The sequence below is a fragment of the Novipirellula herctigrandis genome (assembly GCA_007859835.1).
In the GTDB taxonomy this organism is placed as follows: Bacteria; Planctomycetota; Planctomycetia; order Pirellulales; family Pirellulaceae; genus Novipirellula_A; species Novipirellula_A herctigrandis.
The window spans coordinates 4306266-4323113 of the sequence record SJPJ01000001.1 but is presented as its reverse complement, the minus strand read 5'-3'; the positions used below and the strand labels follow the sequence as shown (position 1 = coordinate 4323113).

The window sequence follows — 16848 nt, the reverse complement described above, 5'->3', positions numbered from 1 at the left end:
AGCGAGGCCGATCCTATTCGCGCGGTGGCAGCCAGAAACAAATCGCCTGTCGGTCGTTGCGGACGATCAAATGCCGACCGGCGACCGTGGGAATGTTCCATGTCTTCGCACTCATCGCAGGTAACCGCAGCAAGATGCTGTACTCCGTCGGCGTCGCGCGAACCAACACCACTTCCCCCGGTTCGGTTTGCATCACAATCGTGTCTTCACAAAGCAAGATTTGACCTTGAGCCGCTCGGTCACTTCGCGGTTGTTCCCAAAGACGTTTTCCATCCTCGACTCGGACTGCTTGCAGTGCTCCATTACTAATCGCGTAGGCGGTTGCGTTGTCGACACACGCATGCGTGAACTTGGTTTTCAATACTCGGCCCGACATCCAAACTTCCTCGGCCGTCCAATTTCCTTCGGCATCCTTGGATACTTCCACTAAGGCACTGCCGCCACCGTAACCTTTGCCGATCAAGAATCGGTTCTCGCCAACGGGCATAGCGGAGGAACAAGAGGCATTCGCGTTGGACCGGCCAGGCCAATCGAATGACCAAAGGAGCGAACCGTCCGCGATTTCGTGTCCCGACACACTCGCTTCGTTTACCGTGACGATTTGCTGTTTTCCTGCCAACGTTAACACGACGGGCGAAGCGTAACTGATTTGGTCCTCGCCAGCAGTCCATCGTATTTCGCCCGACTGAGCATCTAACGCGATTAAGCTGCGGCCTGCTGTGGCAAGCTCCGACGGTGGAATCGATGCGTCCGATGCAGGGCCGCCAAACGGAATGATGCACAATCCATCGACCAGTAGCGGTGAGGCTGCGCGGCCCCATGAAATCAACGCTTCAGATGCTTCGACATCCCAACCGGCTAGTTCCACAAGATCGACCGTCCAGACCACGTCACCGTTTTTCAAGTTCAAACACCACAACTTACCTGTCGCTCCGAGTGCATAGACTCGATCCCCGTCGATGGTGGGTGTGGAGCGAGGGCCGACGCCGCCGAGCGTGTCTTCATGCCGCGCGGGATGTTCAACAATCCACTTAAGATGGCCGTCCCCTAGTCGATAACAACTGACACATTCAAGGTCGTCGCGTTGTTCAAGCGTCACGGCCGAGTCATTCGATACTGCGAACGCAGACCACCCCTCGCCGATCCCCTGATCCCAAAGGATTTCGACTTGCTCGGCATTTTCAGGGACACCAAAAAGCCGCTGTGGAATCACGCCCGTACGCGAGTTCCCAAGAAAGCCATTCGACGGCTCCAAGGCCATGGCCGCGTCAGAGATTGGAAGCGATTCCCTGGCCTGACTGCTGTCAATCGCGACCCGTGGAATCTTTTCTTCACCCCAATACCGGGGCTTCCATTGAGGCACCATCTCGCCACTGAATCCATCAAACTGATATAGCCATAAGAACAGCGCAATCGGTGCAACAGTCAAGAGTGGAACGGTCCAAACCGATCCGCCAACTGCGGAAACGTAGCGATGCAGTTTGTAGAGAACGAACAGGATGCCGAATTGCGCGATCGCAAACGTAGCGAAATTGGCCATCTGATGATCGGTGCTCGGAGCGAAACTCTGCGCAAGCCAAACCAGTAAAATGGTGACCAAGCAAGCGAAGCCAGCCCGCCAAAGGTAGCGAGACGACTTCTTCCCAGCACGCACTAATTCGTTTATCTCGGCATGCTCCGTAGGAGATGGCGACGGTTCGCCACCGAAAACCTCCCCGGATGCAGCGTCAGGAAGACCACCGTCCTCTGGAAGACCACCGTTCTCAGGAAGACCACCGTTCTCAGGAAGACCACCGTTCTCTGCTGGCGACGGTGAGTTTTTGGAATCAGTCAAAGTCAGATGAATCCTTACGATCAGCAAATAGTGAATTAGGGGGGCACAAGGGGCGACTTTTGGTGAAACCAGAACTCGCCCTCGAAAATTTTGTTACCTCGTCAAGTTCGATATCATAGTGAACAAAGCTATGATCCCGCCGCTCCGTGCGAGAAAAAAGATTCCATCAGCATTCGATCCCCAATTTTGACGAATTATCTGTGGTTTTGGCAGCCGATTTAAACGGAATCATGTGATCACAGAGTGACTCCTGCGGATGCTTCGTTATCCTAGGTGCTTGTCATTGTTATTCTAATCGGATCACCACCCCCTTGTTCGGGTGGTGCTGTCGAGTCAATCGATTCCAGGCGGTAATTACGTTCGTGGACCTAAAACGATTTTTTGGAAACGAGATCCCACCGCGAGACCACTATGTCTCGATCCTGCGTCATTGGGCGGAAAACCGTGCTGATAATGTCGCGTTTGGCTTCACTGATGGTGAATCGGTCGAACAGGAGATCACGTACGCCCAACTTTGGAACCGCGTCCGCGGGCTGGCTGGTTATCTTCAAGATCGATGTCGGATTCGTGCTGGCGACCGACTCTTGCTGCTTTATCCACCTGGGCTTGATTTCATTATTGGATTTTTCGCTTGCCATGCTGCTGGTGCAGTAGCCGTTCCTGCTTACCCACCACGGCGAAATCGCAAAGCGTCCCGAATCCGATCGATCGTCGTTGATGCCGATACACGGTGGGCGTTGTCAACCAAATCGGTGGTCGAACAATTATCGAGCGATCAGAAATACGATGACCTCGTCGGCGTTCAACTGCTCGGGACGGATGACCCTGACTGTCAACGGATCGACAAATGGCGGATGCCAAAACTCGATCGCAATTCCCTCGCAGTACTTCAATACACGTCCGGTTCGACGGGTTCGCCTAAAGGCGTCATGTTGACTCAGGGTAATTTGGTCGCCAACAGTGAATTGATTCTGCAAGCGTTCGAGCCCAACCGGGCAGTCTGTGGAATGACATGGCTTCCAACCTACCACGACATGGGCTTGGTCGGCGGTGTGTTGATGCCAATGTTTATTGGTAAGACAAACGTGCTGATGAGTCCGATGACGTTCCTGCAGCGACCGGCACGTTGGCTTCAAGGCATTTCGAAACACCAAGTTTCGATTAGTGGCGGTCCAAACTTTGCCTATCAACTTTGTGTCGACAAGATCGGTGACGAAGAGATGCAGGGAGTCGATTTGTCGACTTGGGAAATTGCGTTCAATGGTGCCGAACCGATCCGCGCATCAACGCTCAATACTTTCTGCGAACGATTTGAGCGTTACGGTTTTCGCCGCAATGCGTTTTTACCATGCTACGGGATGGCCGAAACGACGCTGTTGGTCACAGGTGGACCACGTGAAACCCGACCGGTCATCACAACTTTCAACGGGAAGGAACTCGACAAAAAACATGTCGTCACCGTTGATTCGGACTCTGACTTGGCACGACCATTGGTCGGCTGCGGGCGGGTGCTCCCGGAAGAAACGATCCTAATCGTTGACGCCAAAACCCTGATGCCCCTCGCCGACGACGAGATCGGCGAAATTTGGATCCAATGCCCATCGGTTGGTAAAGGTTACTACCAGCGTAAGGATGCCACCGAACAGACCTTCTATGCACGGACGGCCGACGATCAAGGACCGTTCTTGCGAACCGGTGACCTTGGTTTTTTACACGACGGGCAACTTTACGTCTCGGGTCGCTTAAAGGACATGATCATTGTCCGCGGTGTGAATCGGTATCCGCAAGACATCGAAGCGACGGTCGAACGGGCCAGCCATGCGGTCCAGGCAGGCTCGGTCGCTGCGTTTGCGATGGAATACGATGGACGCGAACAATTGGTGATCGTGGCCGAAGCGATCCGAGCACGCGACCTCGATTGGGACGCTCAGCTTCAAGCGATTCGCCGCGCCGTTACCGCCGAACACGAATTGCCGCCTGACGCAGTTTATTTGATCCGAAATAGCAGTGTCCCGAAAACCAGCAGTGGAAAGATCCAACGTCACGCCTGTTTGCACGCGGTCCGCGATGGCGATTTGAAGTTGATCGCCAAATGGGTGCGACGCGAAGAAGAATCGGCAGATCGCGATGGCAGCGATTTGCAGCCGATGATGCAGGCCGCCGCAGCCAGTGGACATGACACTACGATCAACGCCGATGACCTGAACGATTCGGTCATCGAAGCGATTAAGCAACATATCCGCAAAGTCGCAGGTGAACGAGCGAGCCACCTTGATCTCGAGACCAACATCGTGCTCGACCTCAGTCTCGACAGCCTCGAACGACTCGAAATCGCACGTAACTTGGAACGAACTTTTGGCGGTCGTTTCCCCGAGCAGATTCTCGACGAAATCGAAACCATCGGCCAAACCGCCCAAGCAATTGAGCGTTACTTGCCGCCCGGCGGTGAGATGCGCGCGGTGGCGTTTCTAAACGGCGCCGTCCCCCCATCGATCGCTGCAGCAGCGGGCAATGGTGCGGTCGCCTATGCTATGCCGACTGTCGAACCGGAAGACGATATCGCGCAATTCGCCGAGTACCGTCGACTGAAAACAATGATGCAGCAAATGCAGATGACGGGCTGTCCAAATCCCTATTTTACTGTCCACGAAGGAATCGTCCGCGACATGACCGTCGTCGGTGGCAAACCCTACATTAGTTTCGCATCGTACAACTACTTGGGGATGAGCGGACATCCACGCGTCACCGAGGCAGCAGCCGAAGCGGTTAAGAAATACGGAACGAGTGTTTCAGCAAGCCGTTTGGTCTCTGGTGAGAAACCGATTCACAATGAACTGGAACGAGCGATCGCCAAGTGGATCGGCGTCGACTCATCGATCTTAATGGTCGGTGGTCACGCAACCAATGAAACCACGATCGGGCACTTGGTCGGATCAGGAGATTTGATCCTGCACGATTCGCTTTCGCACAACAGCATCGTACAAGGGGCGCTGTTGTCGGGAGCTCGACGACGCCCGTTCCCGCACAACGATTTTGAGGCCCTGGACCGCATGCTAACGGAGATGCGGTCTCAGTACCGTCGCGTGTTAATCGTGATCGAAGGGGTCTACAGCATGGACGGCGATTTTTCCAATGTTCCTGAATTTGTCAAAGTCAAACGCAAACATCGCGCGGTGCTAATGGTCGACGAAGCGCACAGTTTTGGAACGATGGGAAAAACCGGCCGCGGAATGGCCGAACATTTCGGCATGGACGCGCGCGACGTTGATATTTGGATGGGAACGCTAAGTAAGTCGGGTGCGTCTTGCGGTGGCTACATTGCCGGCAGTGCAGCATTGGTGGAATTGCTCAAGTATACCGCGCCTGGTTTCGTGTTTAGTGTGGGCATGCCACCTGCGCAAGTCGCAGCAGCGCTGGCGGCAATCCAAACCTTAGACGACGAACCCGAGCGGGTCGAACTGCTGCGCAAACGAAGCCATTTGTTTCTTTCGCTTTGCCGCCAAGCGGGACTCGATACCGGTGATAGCGAAGGGACCCCCGTCATCCCCGTCATCACGGGCAATTCGATGGTCGCACTTCGCTTGTCAAATCGGCTCAAAGGGGATGGCATCAATGTCCAGCCGATTCTTTATCCAGCCGTCGATGAATCGGCTGCGAGACTGCGGTTCTTTATCACATGCGAACATAGTGAAGAACAGATTCGGTTCGCGGTCGAACGAACCGCCAAGCACTTGACCGATCTCGGCTTTTGCCGCACTACCGAGCCAAAGACGCCCGAAACCGAATCCGCGCAAACCGAATCCGCGCAAACAGCACCGGCCCAAATCGACCCTTAGTCTTTGCGGAAAAACAGTTCAAGCGGTTACCGAGCTTCGTGTTTTCCCTCTCCTGCAAACGGGCACGGCCAGGTATTGAACCAACTTGCCCTTAGCCATGTTTCATGGCCCCTACAAACGCGAACACCTGCACAACCGACACGCGACTCGGTTTCGAATTGCGGTTTTGGAGTATTTCTTGCCAAACATAACCTAGGCTTTCAGTGGTTCCCTGCGTTCACTTAGGTAACCATGTACACCTTCTGTGTTCCACTGAGAAACAGGTCATGCCGAAGTCGTCAAAACGAAATAGCAATCGAAACGCGCCGCCGCGCCCGCGCGGCAGTTACTCGATACTCTTTGGATTTCTACTACTGCTCTGGGGCACCACGCTCGCCATCACGTCCGGAATTCCGATCGGGCATCGATCATTGGCAATGAAAGCGTCACCACGCGAAGTGGACTATGCAACCTTGATCAAAGAGGGGCTTGCCGACAATGCACATGTGCATCTGACCAACGTTAACTTTGACCGTAACGAAAAAGCAAGCCAACTTGAACAGATCGCAAAAAGTCTGAGCAAGGTCAGCGATCTCGGATCTCTTAGTAGCGACCCCGAAGAAGTCAAACGACGCGTCGCAGCAATGCAAAAAGACCTCGCCGGTTCGATCGACCCAGCTCAAATTGGGAAAATTTTGGCGGATTCCTTCGAGCCGATCAAGCTCTACCCTCAAGACGCCAATCCAACTTCGCTTCCTCACGAACTCTCGTTGATTCGCACGAGTAATGCGGTTGCGATGGCTGCAAAACAAATTGATTCTTTCAATAAACTTCGTGGCTATCTCACGATTGACACAACTGGCCAATCCCGACAAACGATATCCATGCTTACGAAACCTGGGGCGATGGATCGCGATGCAACCGCTTGGGTTGAAACGCTTCAAGAGCTTCAAGCATCGTCGACAGACTCGCCAGTAAGTTACATCATCGAACCGATGAACGAACCTCCTTCTCGTGTTTATGCCATGGGCAGACTGCTGGTATCGCTTCTATCCATTCTGATTGGATGGTTACTGATCGGTAGCGGCACACCGTCGTGGTTGGGATGGATATTCATGCCGATCCCGTCGCTAATCGCTTTGGTCGGTTTTCCGCTTCGTCAAGGACGAGGCGGTCGTAAAACAAGCATGCTGTACATGATTATTGGTTTAATGATGGTCATCCTCGGCGGCTATGAAATGTTTGTGGAGGGCCATTTTGCACGCGTCGGCGGCAATTCGCTTCATCAAGTTTTTGGGTTTCTAATTGGAACGACTGGATTGGCTGCTGTCGTCGCTTCTCGACTGCACTGTCGGGCGTGCCAACCGCTTGAGAATATTTTGCCGCCACCATCGGTTGCCGAGCCGAGCGAACGAAAAGTCCTCAGCTATCGGTCATCGTTCGATCAAGCCCAAGATAACTTGGCTGGACGTGACAACACAAAAGAACCGATGATTTACAGCGACCCTCGGTTAATCGCGACGATGGACGATTCGTGCAGTACGATCATCATCGACGCTGTCGAACGGTTAGCAACGATCAGCTTTTCGAATCCCTCTTATGTTCGCCCAAGTGATGACTTCAACGTTTCAGCGATTGCATTGCAATTTGGCTGTGACCACAAAGTCCTTGCCGAGATCAGCGACAAAGGCCCCGAACCAATGATCCGGTTCACCAGTGTGTTACATGATGGGTTAGCGATCATTACAGTCACGGACAACATTGATCGAACGCGCCGTCCCCAATTCGGCGACAACGGCATTTACCAAACAGGGAAACTCGATTTGATCGAGGAACTATTGGCAAACCATCTGCAGCAGACTATTCGGATGTCCGACAAACGCGACGCAACGGTGGTGACGTTTGGTCACGAAGAGAAGCTTGAAGTTTGCCTCTATTCACGCCGCGTCTTTACCGACGTTCAGCGACAATTCAATGGGACCAAAATCGAAGTCGGCACTGCGAATTACGACCGATTCCAGTTCCCACCTCAGCAAATCGAAGAGTTAGCCGAGATAGCGTAACGTCTTAACATCGAGACCTTTTTCGCCGTGAAAGGTCTCTATCCTCTCCAAAGACCAAGCGCTGGATTTTGGACGTAGTAAAACTCACTGCCGTCGACGTCGGTATGGAAACCGTTTTCGAGCGTTTCAATATCGTAACGCTTCATCAACTCGGCAAGATCACCCGGCGTATAGCCCACGCTGTGGATTTCTTCGTCGCTGAGTTTACCGGCAGCGTAGACCACTTCAAAACGGTCTTCTGATGAACCGTGGATCAAGTGCGCTGCTGCCGATGGGTTAGCTGCCAAGTCTTCGTTGGCGTCAACCAATTCCATCACTCGTTGTTTGGTTTGATAACCGTATTTCCGAATCAGTGTATCGATTTGTTTGTCTTCGCCAAATTCTTCGACGGCGGGACCGAGTACCGTCAATCGCCCTCCGTCAGCAATCGCAAGTCGTGTGCGATAGATGGATTTGTTACCTAACCACGTACTTTTGAATTCACTGGGGTCGAGGTAAGTAACGACATGCTTTGGTTTGTGAGGCAGGTCTTTGATGTTTACTTTTTCGGCTAACTTGGCCGCTTGAAAAAAGGTCTCATGATCATCGCCGATGTACAATCCTCGCGTGTGCATCGTGCCATCAGCCATTTGTTCAACGACCGTCAATGCGTAAAGCAGCGGCATCGTTTTGCAAAAATTGTCTTGCGCATAGTTGAGAATTTGTCGAAGGGGCGTGTTCGCTTGCCCGAGAGTCTGTTCGATGCCATAGACCGCACTGAGGTAATGACTCTCGTTAATTCCATCCTTACCGCCAGTGCCAACAAAGATGTTCTTGTTATAGTTTGCCATCCCGATGACCTCGTGAGGGACAACTTGGCCGATTGAAAAAATCAAATCGTGCTCACCATCGCGAAGCAGTTTGTTTACTTGTGCTTGCCACGGCTTTTTGTAAACCCCACCGGTAACCTCCGAAACATAATCGGCCGGTACCGTTCCAAGCGTCACGACATCGCTACGCCAAAGATGAGGCCGAAACAAAGCGTGCGGTATGCCGGGGAACATATGGTCGAGTTGATTGGGGGCCATCGCCGAATGCGTCCCCAAAGCCGGCATGATGTCCGACACACGATCCCCAAGGATGTCTCGGCACAGAATCGTCAATTCGCCTGCACGGCTAAAAAAACGAGTTCCATCGGGGGGCAACAACAAGGCCCGTTTCGGCGCTCCGATCGCGGCAAAGGTTTGATTAAGTGCTTCGCGAAAATCATCACTCGATAGCGAAGTCGTGGCCGAACCAGCAGCGAAATAGGTTGTCATAGAAAAAGAATCCGGCAAAAAGACATTGAGAGTGTTAACGGCAAATGGGGATGAGTGCCATGTTTCGGAGCGCCTTGCCGCTCACGACGCGACCCCGTTGAATCCACACTCTACAAGTTACAACCAAGCACGCCCGGTTGAACAGGTCGGCTGGAAGAGGATCTGGGCAAATTCGATGTCCAAGTGAGGGCGACGGATAGACTCATCCTCGCTCGCTGTAAAAGCATAAGAATGCCATGATGCCCGGTTAACGCTTCCGGATGGCTGTTAGCACCACTTGAAAAACTGACTTTGCCCATGAAAAGCAAAGGTAGTGGAAGCCGGGTTGACGAAATGCGGCGTTTTCGCGTCGAATGGTCCGCGAAACACGCCTTCAAGACTGCGAGTGCCGACGAGATGACTGCTGAGAAAATCGAACGAATGATTCCGCATCGCAGCCCCATGCGTTTGTTGGACGAAATCGTTTCGCAAACCGAATCGGAAATCGTCTGCCGGAAAACTTTCCACGAAGACGAGTTTTTTATCCAGGGCCATTTTCCTGGGCATCCAATCGTCCCGGGGATCATTCAATGTGAATGCTGCTTACAAGCCGGAGCGATCTTGTTGGCGGAAATCACATCGATGCAGTCGGCAACATCGATGCAATCGGCGACGGTTCCTGTCGCCACACGCATGGACAACGTCAAGTTCAAACAGATGGTTCGGCCTGGTGACACGGTCGAAGTCCATGCGGTATTGAAGGATCGCGTCAGCAACGCGTTTTTCCTGACGGGAAAAATGATCGTCAACGGCAAAATTGCCACGCGACTTGATTTTGCTTGCTCCGTCGCAACCCTAACGAAATGAAATGAATCAAAAACCTTCTCACGAACCAAGTCTCGATTTTTTGGGTCTACGCGATCGTACAGTCCTTGTGATGGGTGTCGCGAACAAGAAAAGTGTCGCCTACCAAATTTCACGCATTCTCAGCCAAGCGGGTGCCCGTGTGATCTACAGCGTCCGAAGCGAATCGCGAAAAGAGAGTTTGGCTAAGCTTCTCGATGGAGAGAAGATGATCGTTTGCGATGTCGAAGATCAATCGCAAATTGATGCGCTGGCGGAACAGATTGCGTCCGAAGGGATCCGAATTGACGGTTTGGTCCATTCGATTGCCTTTGCTGATTACCCGGAAGGTATTCGGCCTTTCCACGAAACAACGCGAAAGCAATTCTTGCAAGCGGTCGACATTTCCGCTTATTCGTTGATCAGCGTATGCAATGCGTTAAAGGACCAATTTTCGGCGGACGCGTCTATCGTAACGATCGGCATTAGCACCACTCGCATGGCCAGCGAAAGCTATGGCTTCATGGCTCCGATCAAAGCAGCATTGGAATCATCGCTTGCGTTTTTGACCAAGTCGTTCAGCCGGTTTAGCGAAGTCCGGTTCAATGCGGTTTCGGCCGGACTGCTAAAAACGAGTGCTTCGGCAGGCATCCCGGGCTATGTTGATTCGTACCTCTATGCGGAAAAAGTAATCCCTCGCGGCCGTGCCGTTTCGACCAAAGAAGTGGCCAACACGGCTGCGTTTTTACTCAGCCCACGAAGTAGCGGGATCGCCGCTCAATCCATTGTGGTTGACGCTGCGATGGCAATAAACTATTTCGACTCTGCCGTCATTCAAGCAGTCACGGCACAAGACATTGACTAACCTCTTTCCCCAGCGTTGTTACGCATTATGAGCCAAAAAATATATATCAACGGTGAGTACTTCGATCGCGAAAATGCAAAAGTCAGCGTGTTTGACCACGGTCTACTCTACGGTGACGGCGTTTTTGAAGGGATGCGGATCTATGGCGGCAAGGTCTTTCGTCTCCGCGAACACCTCAAGCGATTGTGGGATTCGGCGCAAGCGATCGCGCTTCCCATCCCGATTTCGCTTGACCAGATGTCAATCGACGTAAACTCGACCGTCGCCGCGAATGACCTTGAAAACGGCTACATCCGATTGGTCGTCACGCGCGGTGTCGGACCACTAGGCCTCGACCCGTTTAAATGCAGTAACCCGCAAGTGATCATAATCGCGGACACCATCAAGTTGTATCCCGAGGAATACTATCGCGATGGTTTGCAATTGGTCACGGCATCGACAATCCGCAATCATCCCGCCGCGTTAAGCCCACGGATCAAGTCGCTCAACTACCTGAACAACATCATGGCCAAAATCGAAGGCTTGAAAGCAGGGTGTATCGAAGCTTTGATGCTGAATCATAAAGGAGAAGTCGCCGAATGTACCGGCGACAACATTTTCTTGGTGCGCGATGGCGTGTTGATCACACCACCAATGGATGCCGGAATCCTCGAAGGGATAACTCGTGATGTGGTTCTGGAATTGGCGGAGCAAGAGAAAATCAAGGTCCGCGAAATTCCAATCACCCGCTACGACGTCTACGTCGCAGACGAATGTTTCCTAACGGGCAGTGCCGCTGAAGTGATCCCTGCGGTTAAGATTGATGACCGCACGATCGGCAATGGAAAACCAGGTCCAGTAACCAAGAAATTGACCGAAGCTTTCCGAAAACTGATTCGACAGTAGCGCACGCTGGACTTCGTCCTCCGAACGTCAAGTGAGCGGTTCTTCGACCGCGTGAACTTCACCACCATGCAATGGATCAGCCTCGGCCGCACTTGACTTCGCGGGACCCGCATGACCGTGAGGCGTGTTTCTCGCGACGATCACCACGCCGATGACCGTGACCAACATTCCGACCCACAACATCGGACTGACCACCGTTGCCGCGTGCAACCGAAGTACCGAAACCAAAGCGGTAATCGAAACTGCACCGCCAAATACAATCGGCATGATCAGTAACGCATTGCCCCGACTTGTCATCATCGCAGTGGTCAAGCAAAGCGCTCCGCCCGCACCGAGCGTCCCCGCTAGGAAACCCCACTTTGCTGTGGCAAAATGCGATCCGCTATAACTAAAGGTGTCCCCTTTTACCTTCATCATTATCAAACCGCCTGCAATGGCGATGACCAAGTAGGCGATTCCAATAAACACGTAGGGTTTAAAAGGAGTCCAGCCCTCCGGTGGAACCATCGGACGGCCATCGATACCGCGGGGTGATTGCGCGTTCCCAATCGCAGGTCCATAGCACCCCCAAAAGATCGCAGTGCCCAAGGCAAATAGAATCGGTATCAACATTTTATTCATGTATTTCTCGGGAGGAGTGGAACCAGCCACGGTGGCTTCTAGCCGCCATGACCGAGCCAAAAAAGGTTTCTGAAACGGCAGCAGGGCACCACCGTTTGGGAACGACGCTTGTCAATTGGACGTGCTAATTAGACATTGAAAAGGAAGTGGCAAATGTCACCATCTTGCATGACGTACGCTTTGCCTTCGACACGCAGTTTACCCGCTTGTCGAATCTCTTTCTCGCTTTTGTATTGTTCGAGATCGTCAAGCGAGTAGATTTCCACTCGAATGAATCCACGTTCGAAATCGCTGTGAATCACACCTGCCGCCTGAGGCCCGGTTGCTCCGATTGGAACCGGCCATGCACGGACTTCTTTTTCGCCTGCGGTAAAGTAACTCTGCAAACCAAGCGTCCGATACGCCTCTCGTGCGATCTGATTCAGTGCCGGCTCCGTCAATCCCAAATCGGCCAACATTTCGCTCCGGTCCGATTCGTCGAGCTCAGCAATCTCCGCCTCAAGCTTCGCACAAACACAGACCACGCTGGCCCCCGCCGACTCCGCGTATTCGCGAACTTTCGCCACCAACGGATCCTTTCCTTCCAAGTCATCTTCACCGACATTGGCCACATACAACACCGGCTTGGCCGTCATTAAACCGTAACTCGAAATCGCTTCCTGTTCGGCTTCGGGCAGCCTCAATGTTCGCAGTGGCATATCCTTTGCCAAATGCTCGTTGCACTTTTCGATCGCAGCCACTCGCAGTTTCGCCTCTTTGTCACCGCTTCGTGCTGAACGTTGAGCTTTTGCCAGCGAGTTATCGAGCGTCTGAATGTCAGCCAACATCAATTCCGTTTCGATCGTTTCGATGTCCGACAATGGGTCGACGGTTCCCGAAACATGAGTCACGTCCGGATCTTCGAAACAGCGAACCACTTGGACGATCGCATCGACTTGGCGAATGTGGCTAAGGAACTTGTTCCCCAATCCCTGCCCCTCGCTCGCGCCTTTGACAATGCCCGCAATGTCGACCAACTTCAACATCGCCGGAATCGTTTTTTGCGGAACGATGTACTGCGTGATGCGAGTCAAACGGTCATCAGGGACACTCACAATCCCTTCATTCGGCTCAATCGTGCAAAAGGGATAATTCTCGCTTTGCGCCGCTCGGGAGCAAGTGAGTGCGTTAAATAGTGTGCTCTTGCCAACATTCGGCAAACCAACGATTCCAGCTTCCATATACCAAAAACAATACAGGTGAAAATTTGCGACGCACTCGTTCGGTTGACGATCCTGCCAATAGGGCCGTCCGAGGCGAGGGGAAAATCGTATCACGCCGAAACCAATGGTCGTAGGGCATATCAAGAACATTTGCCTCGAATCACTCGACTGCACAGACAAGGAATCCCAAAAAATACGGCCGTTTTGTCAAAAACCACTCATCTACACCCCCACTCGAAGCCGATTCCTCACTATTGCAAGATGCACATTTGCGCCGTCGATCGATTCATTCGGTCTCGCTCGCAGGTGATTTTCACGGACGAAACTGGTGATTGTTTTAGAACCATTCTCGTTTGTGAGTCGTGTCCCTTGCGAAATCTAACTCTCGGCGTCCTGATCGTTTCCGCAGGCACTTTGGCCGCGTTACCTTTCCGCCGTCCTCCCTCACCCTCGGCCGACCTTGTTCCGGACTCGACGGAGCTATCGGATGCCGCCGCAACGCAACCCGTTCCCATCCCGAGCGCCACTGCCATCCCTGCCGATCGGAATGCAATTGCCGCTGCAAACGCCGCCGCAATCGCCAAACACGCTGCCGAATCGGAGTTGGCAACCCAGAAACTCGAAGCAGAAATGCGTGCGATCGACACGTTTGCATCCGGTTCTTCCCCCTCATTCTCTTGGAACCAGAACCTTCACGCCCAAAAACAACCGTCAGCGCGAGGTCGACAATCCCTTCGGCCGCTGACGTACGAAGACCTCGCCGTTCCGCTGACCCGGCCCGCGATTGTCGAAGACCGCTTTAGCGCCACCGTATCGGTGTACGAAAAGACCAATCAGCAAGCTGCCTCTGTCCCCGCCGACTCCATACCCGTCGACTCCCTTGCCGTCGGCGCGATTGCCTCCATGAAGCCGATGAACTTGAAGGTACCTGAAATGGCTTCCCAAACGCGGCCTTCCGAACAAACACTAAACTGGACCAACCAAATCGCTCGCGGTGTGACTTCTGCAACGCAGAAAGCCAGCCCCAGTGCGGAACGAACGGTGCAGCAAAACGCGACCTTTGCCAGCACCCCCTCGCGCGAAGTCGACGCGCCACTCCCCACATCGCCACTCCCTGTGTCGGCGGCAGACGATCACCCACGAGAGCGGTTCTGGATTCAGCAGCCCCAGTAGAAACCAATTCACCTGCGAATCGCGTTCTTGTCCATGCAGGTGTTCTACCGCATGCAATTGTGCTCACAATCGAAACCGTCGAGAGCGATTCAGATAGCGAATCGCCCTGCGGGATGGTATTCTAGAGAAGCACGTTGGTAGCCAGCCCGATATCGCAGTTCGCCCCTAAACCGACAATCGGGCGTACACTCAATGCTTTGCATGTGAAGCAGCCGAAAACCGGGCTCCCAATATTTAGCTTGAAAAGGCAACTACGACTCCTTTGCGACTCCTCCTCTTAGGTACCTCCTCATGAGCCAAGCAATGAAAGAATTCACTGATTTGCTGCTAAAAAAGGGCATTATCAGCCTCGATCAACTCTCCGAAGCCGAGGAAGTTGCCCAAAATACGAAGACCGACGTGGGCGATGTGCTGATCCAAATGGAATACGCGACGCCCGAAGAGGTCGCCCAAGCACTTGCCGAACACCACAAAATCCCGTTTGTTGACCTGCGAGCCGAGCGGGTCCCGGAATCGGTCATTGAATTGGTCCCCGAATCGGTTGCTCGCGAAAATACGATCCTTCCCTTCAGCGAAGATGACGGTTCGCTGCGAATTCTCATCTCCGACCCCTTTGACCTTGAAACGATCGAAAAGCTGCGGTTCATTCTGAATCGAAAAATCGAAACCGCCCTCGCCCCCAAATCCGCCATCCTGGGGGCGATCAACCACTACTACGGGCAAGTCGAAGGGGAATCGGCTGACTCGATGCTGCAAGAATTCACCGACACCGCGATCGACTTTACCGAAACGTCGGACGCCGATTCGGACTCGATGGACGAAACCGTCGACGACAGCAGCGCGCCCGTCATTCGTCTGGTCAACCTGATGATCCAAGAAGCGGTCCAACTGCGAGCCAGCGATATCCATGTCGAACCCTTCGAAGAGCGAGTTCGCATCCGTTATCGGATTGACGGCGTTTTGGTCGAACGCGAAAGCGTCCCCCGCCGGATGCTGTCAGCGGTGATCGCCCGTATCAAGATCCTGTCGAAAATCGACATTTCCGAAAAACGGCGTCCCACCGACGGGCGGATCAAAATCACCGTCGGCGACAAGCAATTGGACCTCCGCGTCAGTATCATCCCGACCAATCACGGCCAATCGTGCGTGATGCGATTGCTCGACAAGGACAACATCAAAGTAGGTGTACGTCAGTTGGGTCTTTCCGAGCGAGACTTCCGCAACTTTAACTCGCTGATCCGCCGACCCAACGGCATTATCTTGGTCACCGGCCCAACGGGATCGGGAAAGACGACCACGCTGTACGCTTCCCTTAATGCGCTGAATCGCCCCGACCGCAAAGTCATCACTGCCGAAGACCCGGTCGAATACTACTTGCCCGGCATCAACCAAGTCGAAGTGAGGCACAAGATTGGGCTCGACTTTGGGCTGATCATTCGCGCGATGCTTCGCCAAGCTCCAAATATTATTCTGGTGGGCGAAATGCGAGATCACGAGACTGCTTCGATGGGAATCCAGGCCTCACTCACTGGACACCTGGTATTTAGTACGCTCCACACGAACGATGCGCCCAGTGCCATCTCGCGGATGGTAGACATCGGTGTACCTGGCTATATGGTGGCAAGTAGTGTCATCGCGGTCTTGGCACAGCGATTGGTGCGGACGATTTGTCCCCGCTGCAAGGTTAGATATACACCGCCCGAAAGTGTCATTAAGGATTCGGGGTTGCCGCCCGAGATGGTCAAGCAGGCGGAGTTCGCACGGGGCAAAGGCTGCCCATACTGCGGACGCAAAGGCTACCGCGGTCGCATTGGCATTTACGAGCTTATGTTGGTCAATAACAAGCTACGTGAACTTATGTTCAAGGGCAAGGATACCAATGTTATCCGCGCCGAAGCCATAAACAACGGCATGTCAACACTTTACGCCGACGGAATGCTGAAAGTCATTCGCGGTATCACGACCTTCGAAGAGGTCTACCGGGTCGCCAAACGGACCGAACAAGAAGACTTGGCGTTGCAGCATATCGTCAAAGATTTGGATTCGTTGTAGGCCTGCAAAGCAAGCAATTTCGACGCACATCTAAGGGCCGTTCCCACGCCCAATGGGTCACCGCTGAGCCATGGTCGCTTGGGAAGCAAACGCCTCCCAAACAGCCCCCAAGGGGTGGTGTTATCTAGCTCGCCCGCACACACCTGACCAACGGACCGGCAAGCGCGGAATTGGGTCGCTCAGCGGTCCCGCCAAAGGGTGATTTGCGATCTTTTCTT

General features: G+C 53.3%; 11 protein-coding genes. 7 read left to right on the top strand and 4 right to left on the bottom strand.

Annotated features, from left to right (window positions below; translation table 11 throughout):
* Positions 1–13: 13 nt before the first annotated feature.
* Positions 14–1834, bottom strand: a complete 1821-nt coding sequence (locus tag CA13_RS16075; RefSeq protein ID WP_419194436.1) for an outer membrane protein assembly factor BamB family protein — start codon at positions 1832–1834, stop codon at positions 14–16.
* Between the two features lie 362 nt (positions 1835–2196).
* Between CA13_RS16075 and CA13_RS16070 the strand changes: the two genes are divergently transcribed.
* Entirely contained in the window at positions 2197–5670 is a 3474-nt protein-coding gene (locus CA13_RS16070) for an aminotransferase class I/II-fold pyridoxal phosphate-dependent enzyme (RefSeq protein WP_419194435.1), read from the top strand.
* A gap of 266 nt (positions 5671–5936) precedes the next feature.
* A complete protein-coding gene (locus CA13_RS16065; RefSeq protein ID WP_146398280.1) occupies positions 5937–7712 on the top strand; it encodes a cbb3-type cytochrome c oxidase subunit I in 1776 nt (591 codons plus the stop codon).
* A gap of 38 nt (positions 7713–7750) precedes the next feature.
* Here the strand turns inward: CA13_RS16065 and CA13_RS16060 are convergent, their stop codons facing one another.
* The gene (locus tag CA13_RS16060) at positions 7751–9010 is read right to left on the bottom strand and encodes a nickel-dependent putative hexonate epimerase (protein ID WP_146398278.1); all 1260 of its coding nucleotides are present in this window, start codon (positions 9008–9010) and stop codon (positions 7751–7753) included.
* 297 nt (positions 9011–9307) lie between these two features.
* Between CA13_RS16060 and CA13_RS16055 the strand changes: the two genes are divergently transcribed.
* From CA13_RS16055 to ilvE, 3 genes are read left to right on the top strand one after another with little or no spacing between them, the layout of a single operon-like run.
* Positions 9308–9856 (top strand): 3-hydroxyacyl-ACP dehydratase FabZ family protein, encoded by a 549-nt coding sequence (locus tag CA13_RS16055; protein ID WP_419194434.1) that lies wholly within the window; start codon positions 9308–9310, stop codon positions 9854–9856.
* Position 9857: 1 nt separating this feature from the next.
* The gene (locus tag CA13_RS16050) at positions 9858–10697 is read left to right on the top strand and encodes an enoyl-ACP reductase FabI (protein ID WP_146398276.1); all 840 of its coding nucleotides are present in this window, start codon (positions 9858–9860) and stop codon (positions 10695–10697) included.
* A gap of 27 nt (positions 10698–10724) precedes the next feature.
* Positions 10725–11582: a branched-chain-amino-acid transaminase gene (gene ilvE / locus CA13_RS16045; protein WP_146398274.1), complete on the top strand. Its 858-nt coding sequence runs from the start codon at positions 10725–10727 to the stop codon at positions 11580–11582.
* Between the two features lie 27 nt (positions 11583–11609).
* On the opposite strand, the gene CA13_RS16040 is transcribed toward ilvE, so the two are convergent.
* A complete protein-coding gene (locus CA13_RS16040) occupies positions 11610–12203 on the bottom strand; it encodes a hypothetical protein (RefSeq protein ID WP_419194433.1) in 594 nt (197 codons plus the stop codon).
* A gap of 128 nt (positions 12204–12331) precedes the next feature.
* On the bottom strand, positions 12332–13423 hold the full coding sequence (ychF, locus tag CA13_RS16035; RefSeq protein ID WP_146403704.1) for a redox-regulated ATPase YchF: 1092 nt from the start codon (positions 13421–13423) through the stop codon (positions 12332–12334).
* A 351-nt stretch (positions 13424–13774) separates the two neighbouring features.
* On the opposite strand from ychF, the gene CA13_RS16030 reads away from it, so the two are divergent.
* Both CA13_RS16030 and CA13_RS16025 read left to right on the top strand, forming a co-directional pair.
* On the top strand, positions 13775–14578 hold the full coding sequence (locus CA13_RS16030; protein ID WP_146398273.1) for a hypothetical protein: 804 nt from the start codon (positions 13775–13777) through the stop codon (positions 14576–14578).
* 291 nt (positions 14579–14869) lie between these two features.
* Entirely contained in the window at positions 14870–16630 is a 1761-nt protein-coding gene (locus tag CA13_RS16025; RefSeq protein WP_146398271.1) for a GspE/PulE family protein, read from the top strand.
* Positions 16631–16848 lie beyond the last annotated feature (218 nt).

Coding starts and splice junctions, on each gene's coding strand:
- CA13_RS16065 (WP_146398280.1), top strand. CDS start 5,937: ATGCCGAAGTCGTCAAAACGAAATAGCAATCGAAACGCGCCGCCGCGC.
- CA13_RS16060 (WP_146398278.1), bottom strand. CDS start 9,010: ATGACAACCTATTTCGCTGCTGGTTCGGCCACGACTTCGCTATCGAGT.
- CA13_RS16055 (WP_419194434.1), top strand. CDS start 9,308: ATGAAAAGCAAAGGTAGTGGAAGCCGGGTTGACGAAATGCGGCGTTTT.
- CA13_RS16050 (WP_146398276.1), top strand. CDS start 9,858: ATGAATCAAAAACCTTCTCACGAACCAAGTCTCGATTTTTTGGGTCTA.
- ilvE (WP_146398274.1), top strand. CDS start 10,725: ATGAGCCAAAAAATATATATCAACGGTGAGTACTTCGATCGCGAAAAT.
- CA13_RS16040 (WP_419194433.1), bottom strand. CDS start 12,203: ATGAATAAAATGTTGATACCGATTCTATTTGCCTTGGGCACTGCGATC.
- ychF (WP_146403704.1), bottom strand. CDS start 13,423: ATGGAAGCTGGAATCGTTGGTTTGCCGAATGTTGGCAAGAGCACACTA.
- CA13_RS16025 (WP_146398271.1), top strand. CDS start 14,870: ATGAGCCAAGCAATGAAAGAATTCACTGATTTGCTGCTAAAAAAGGGC.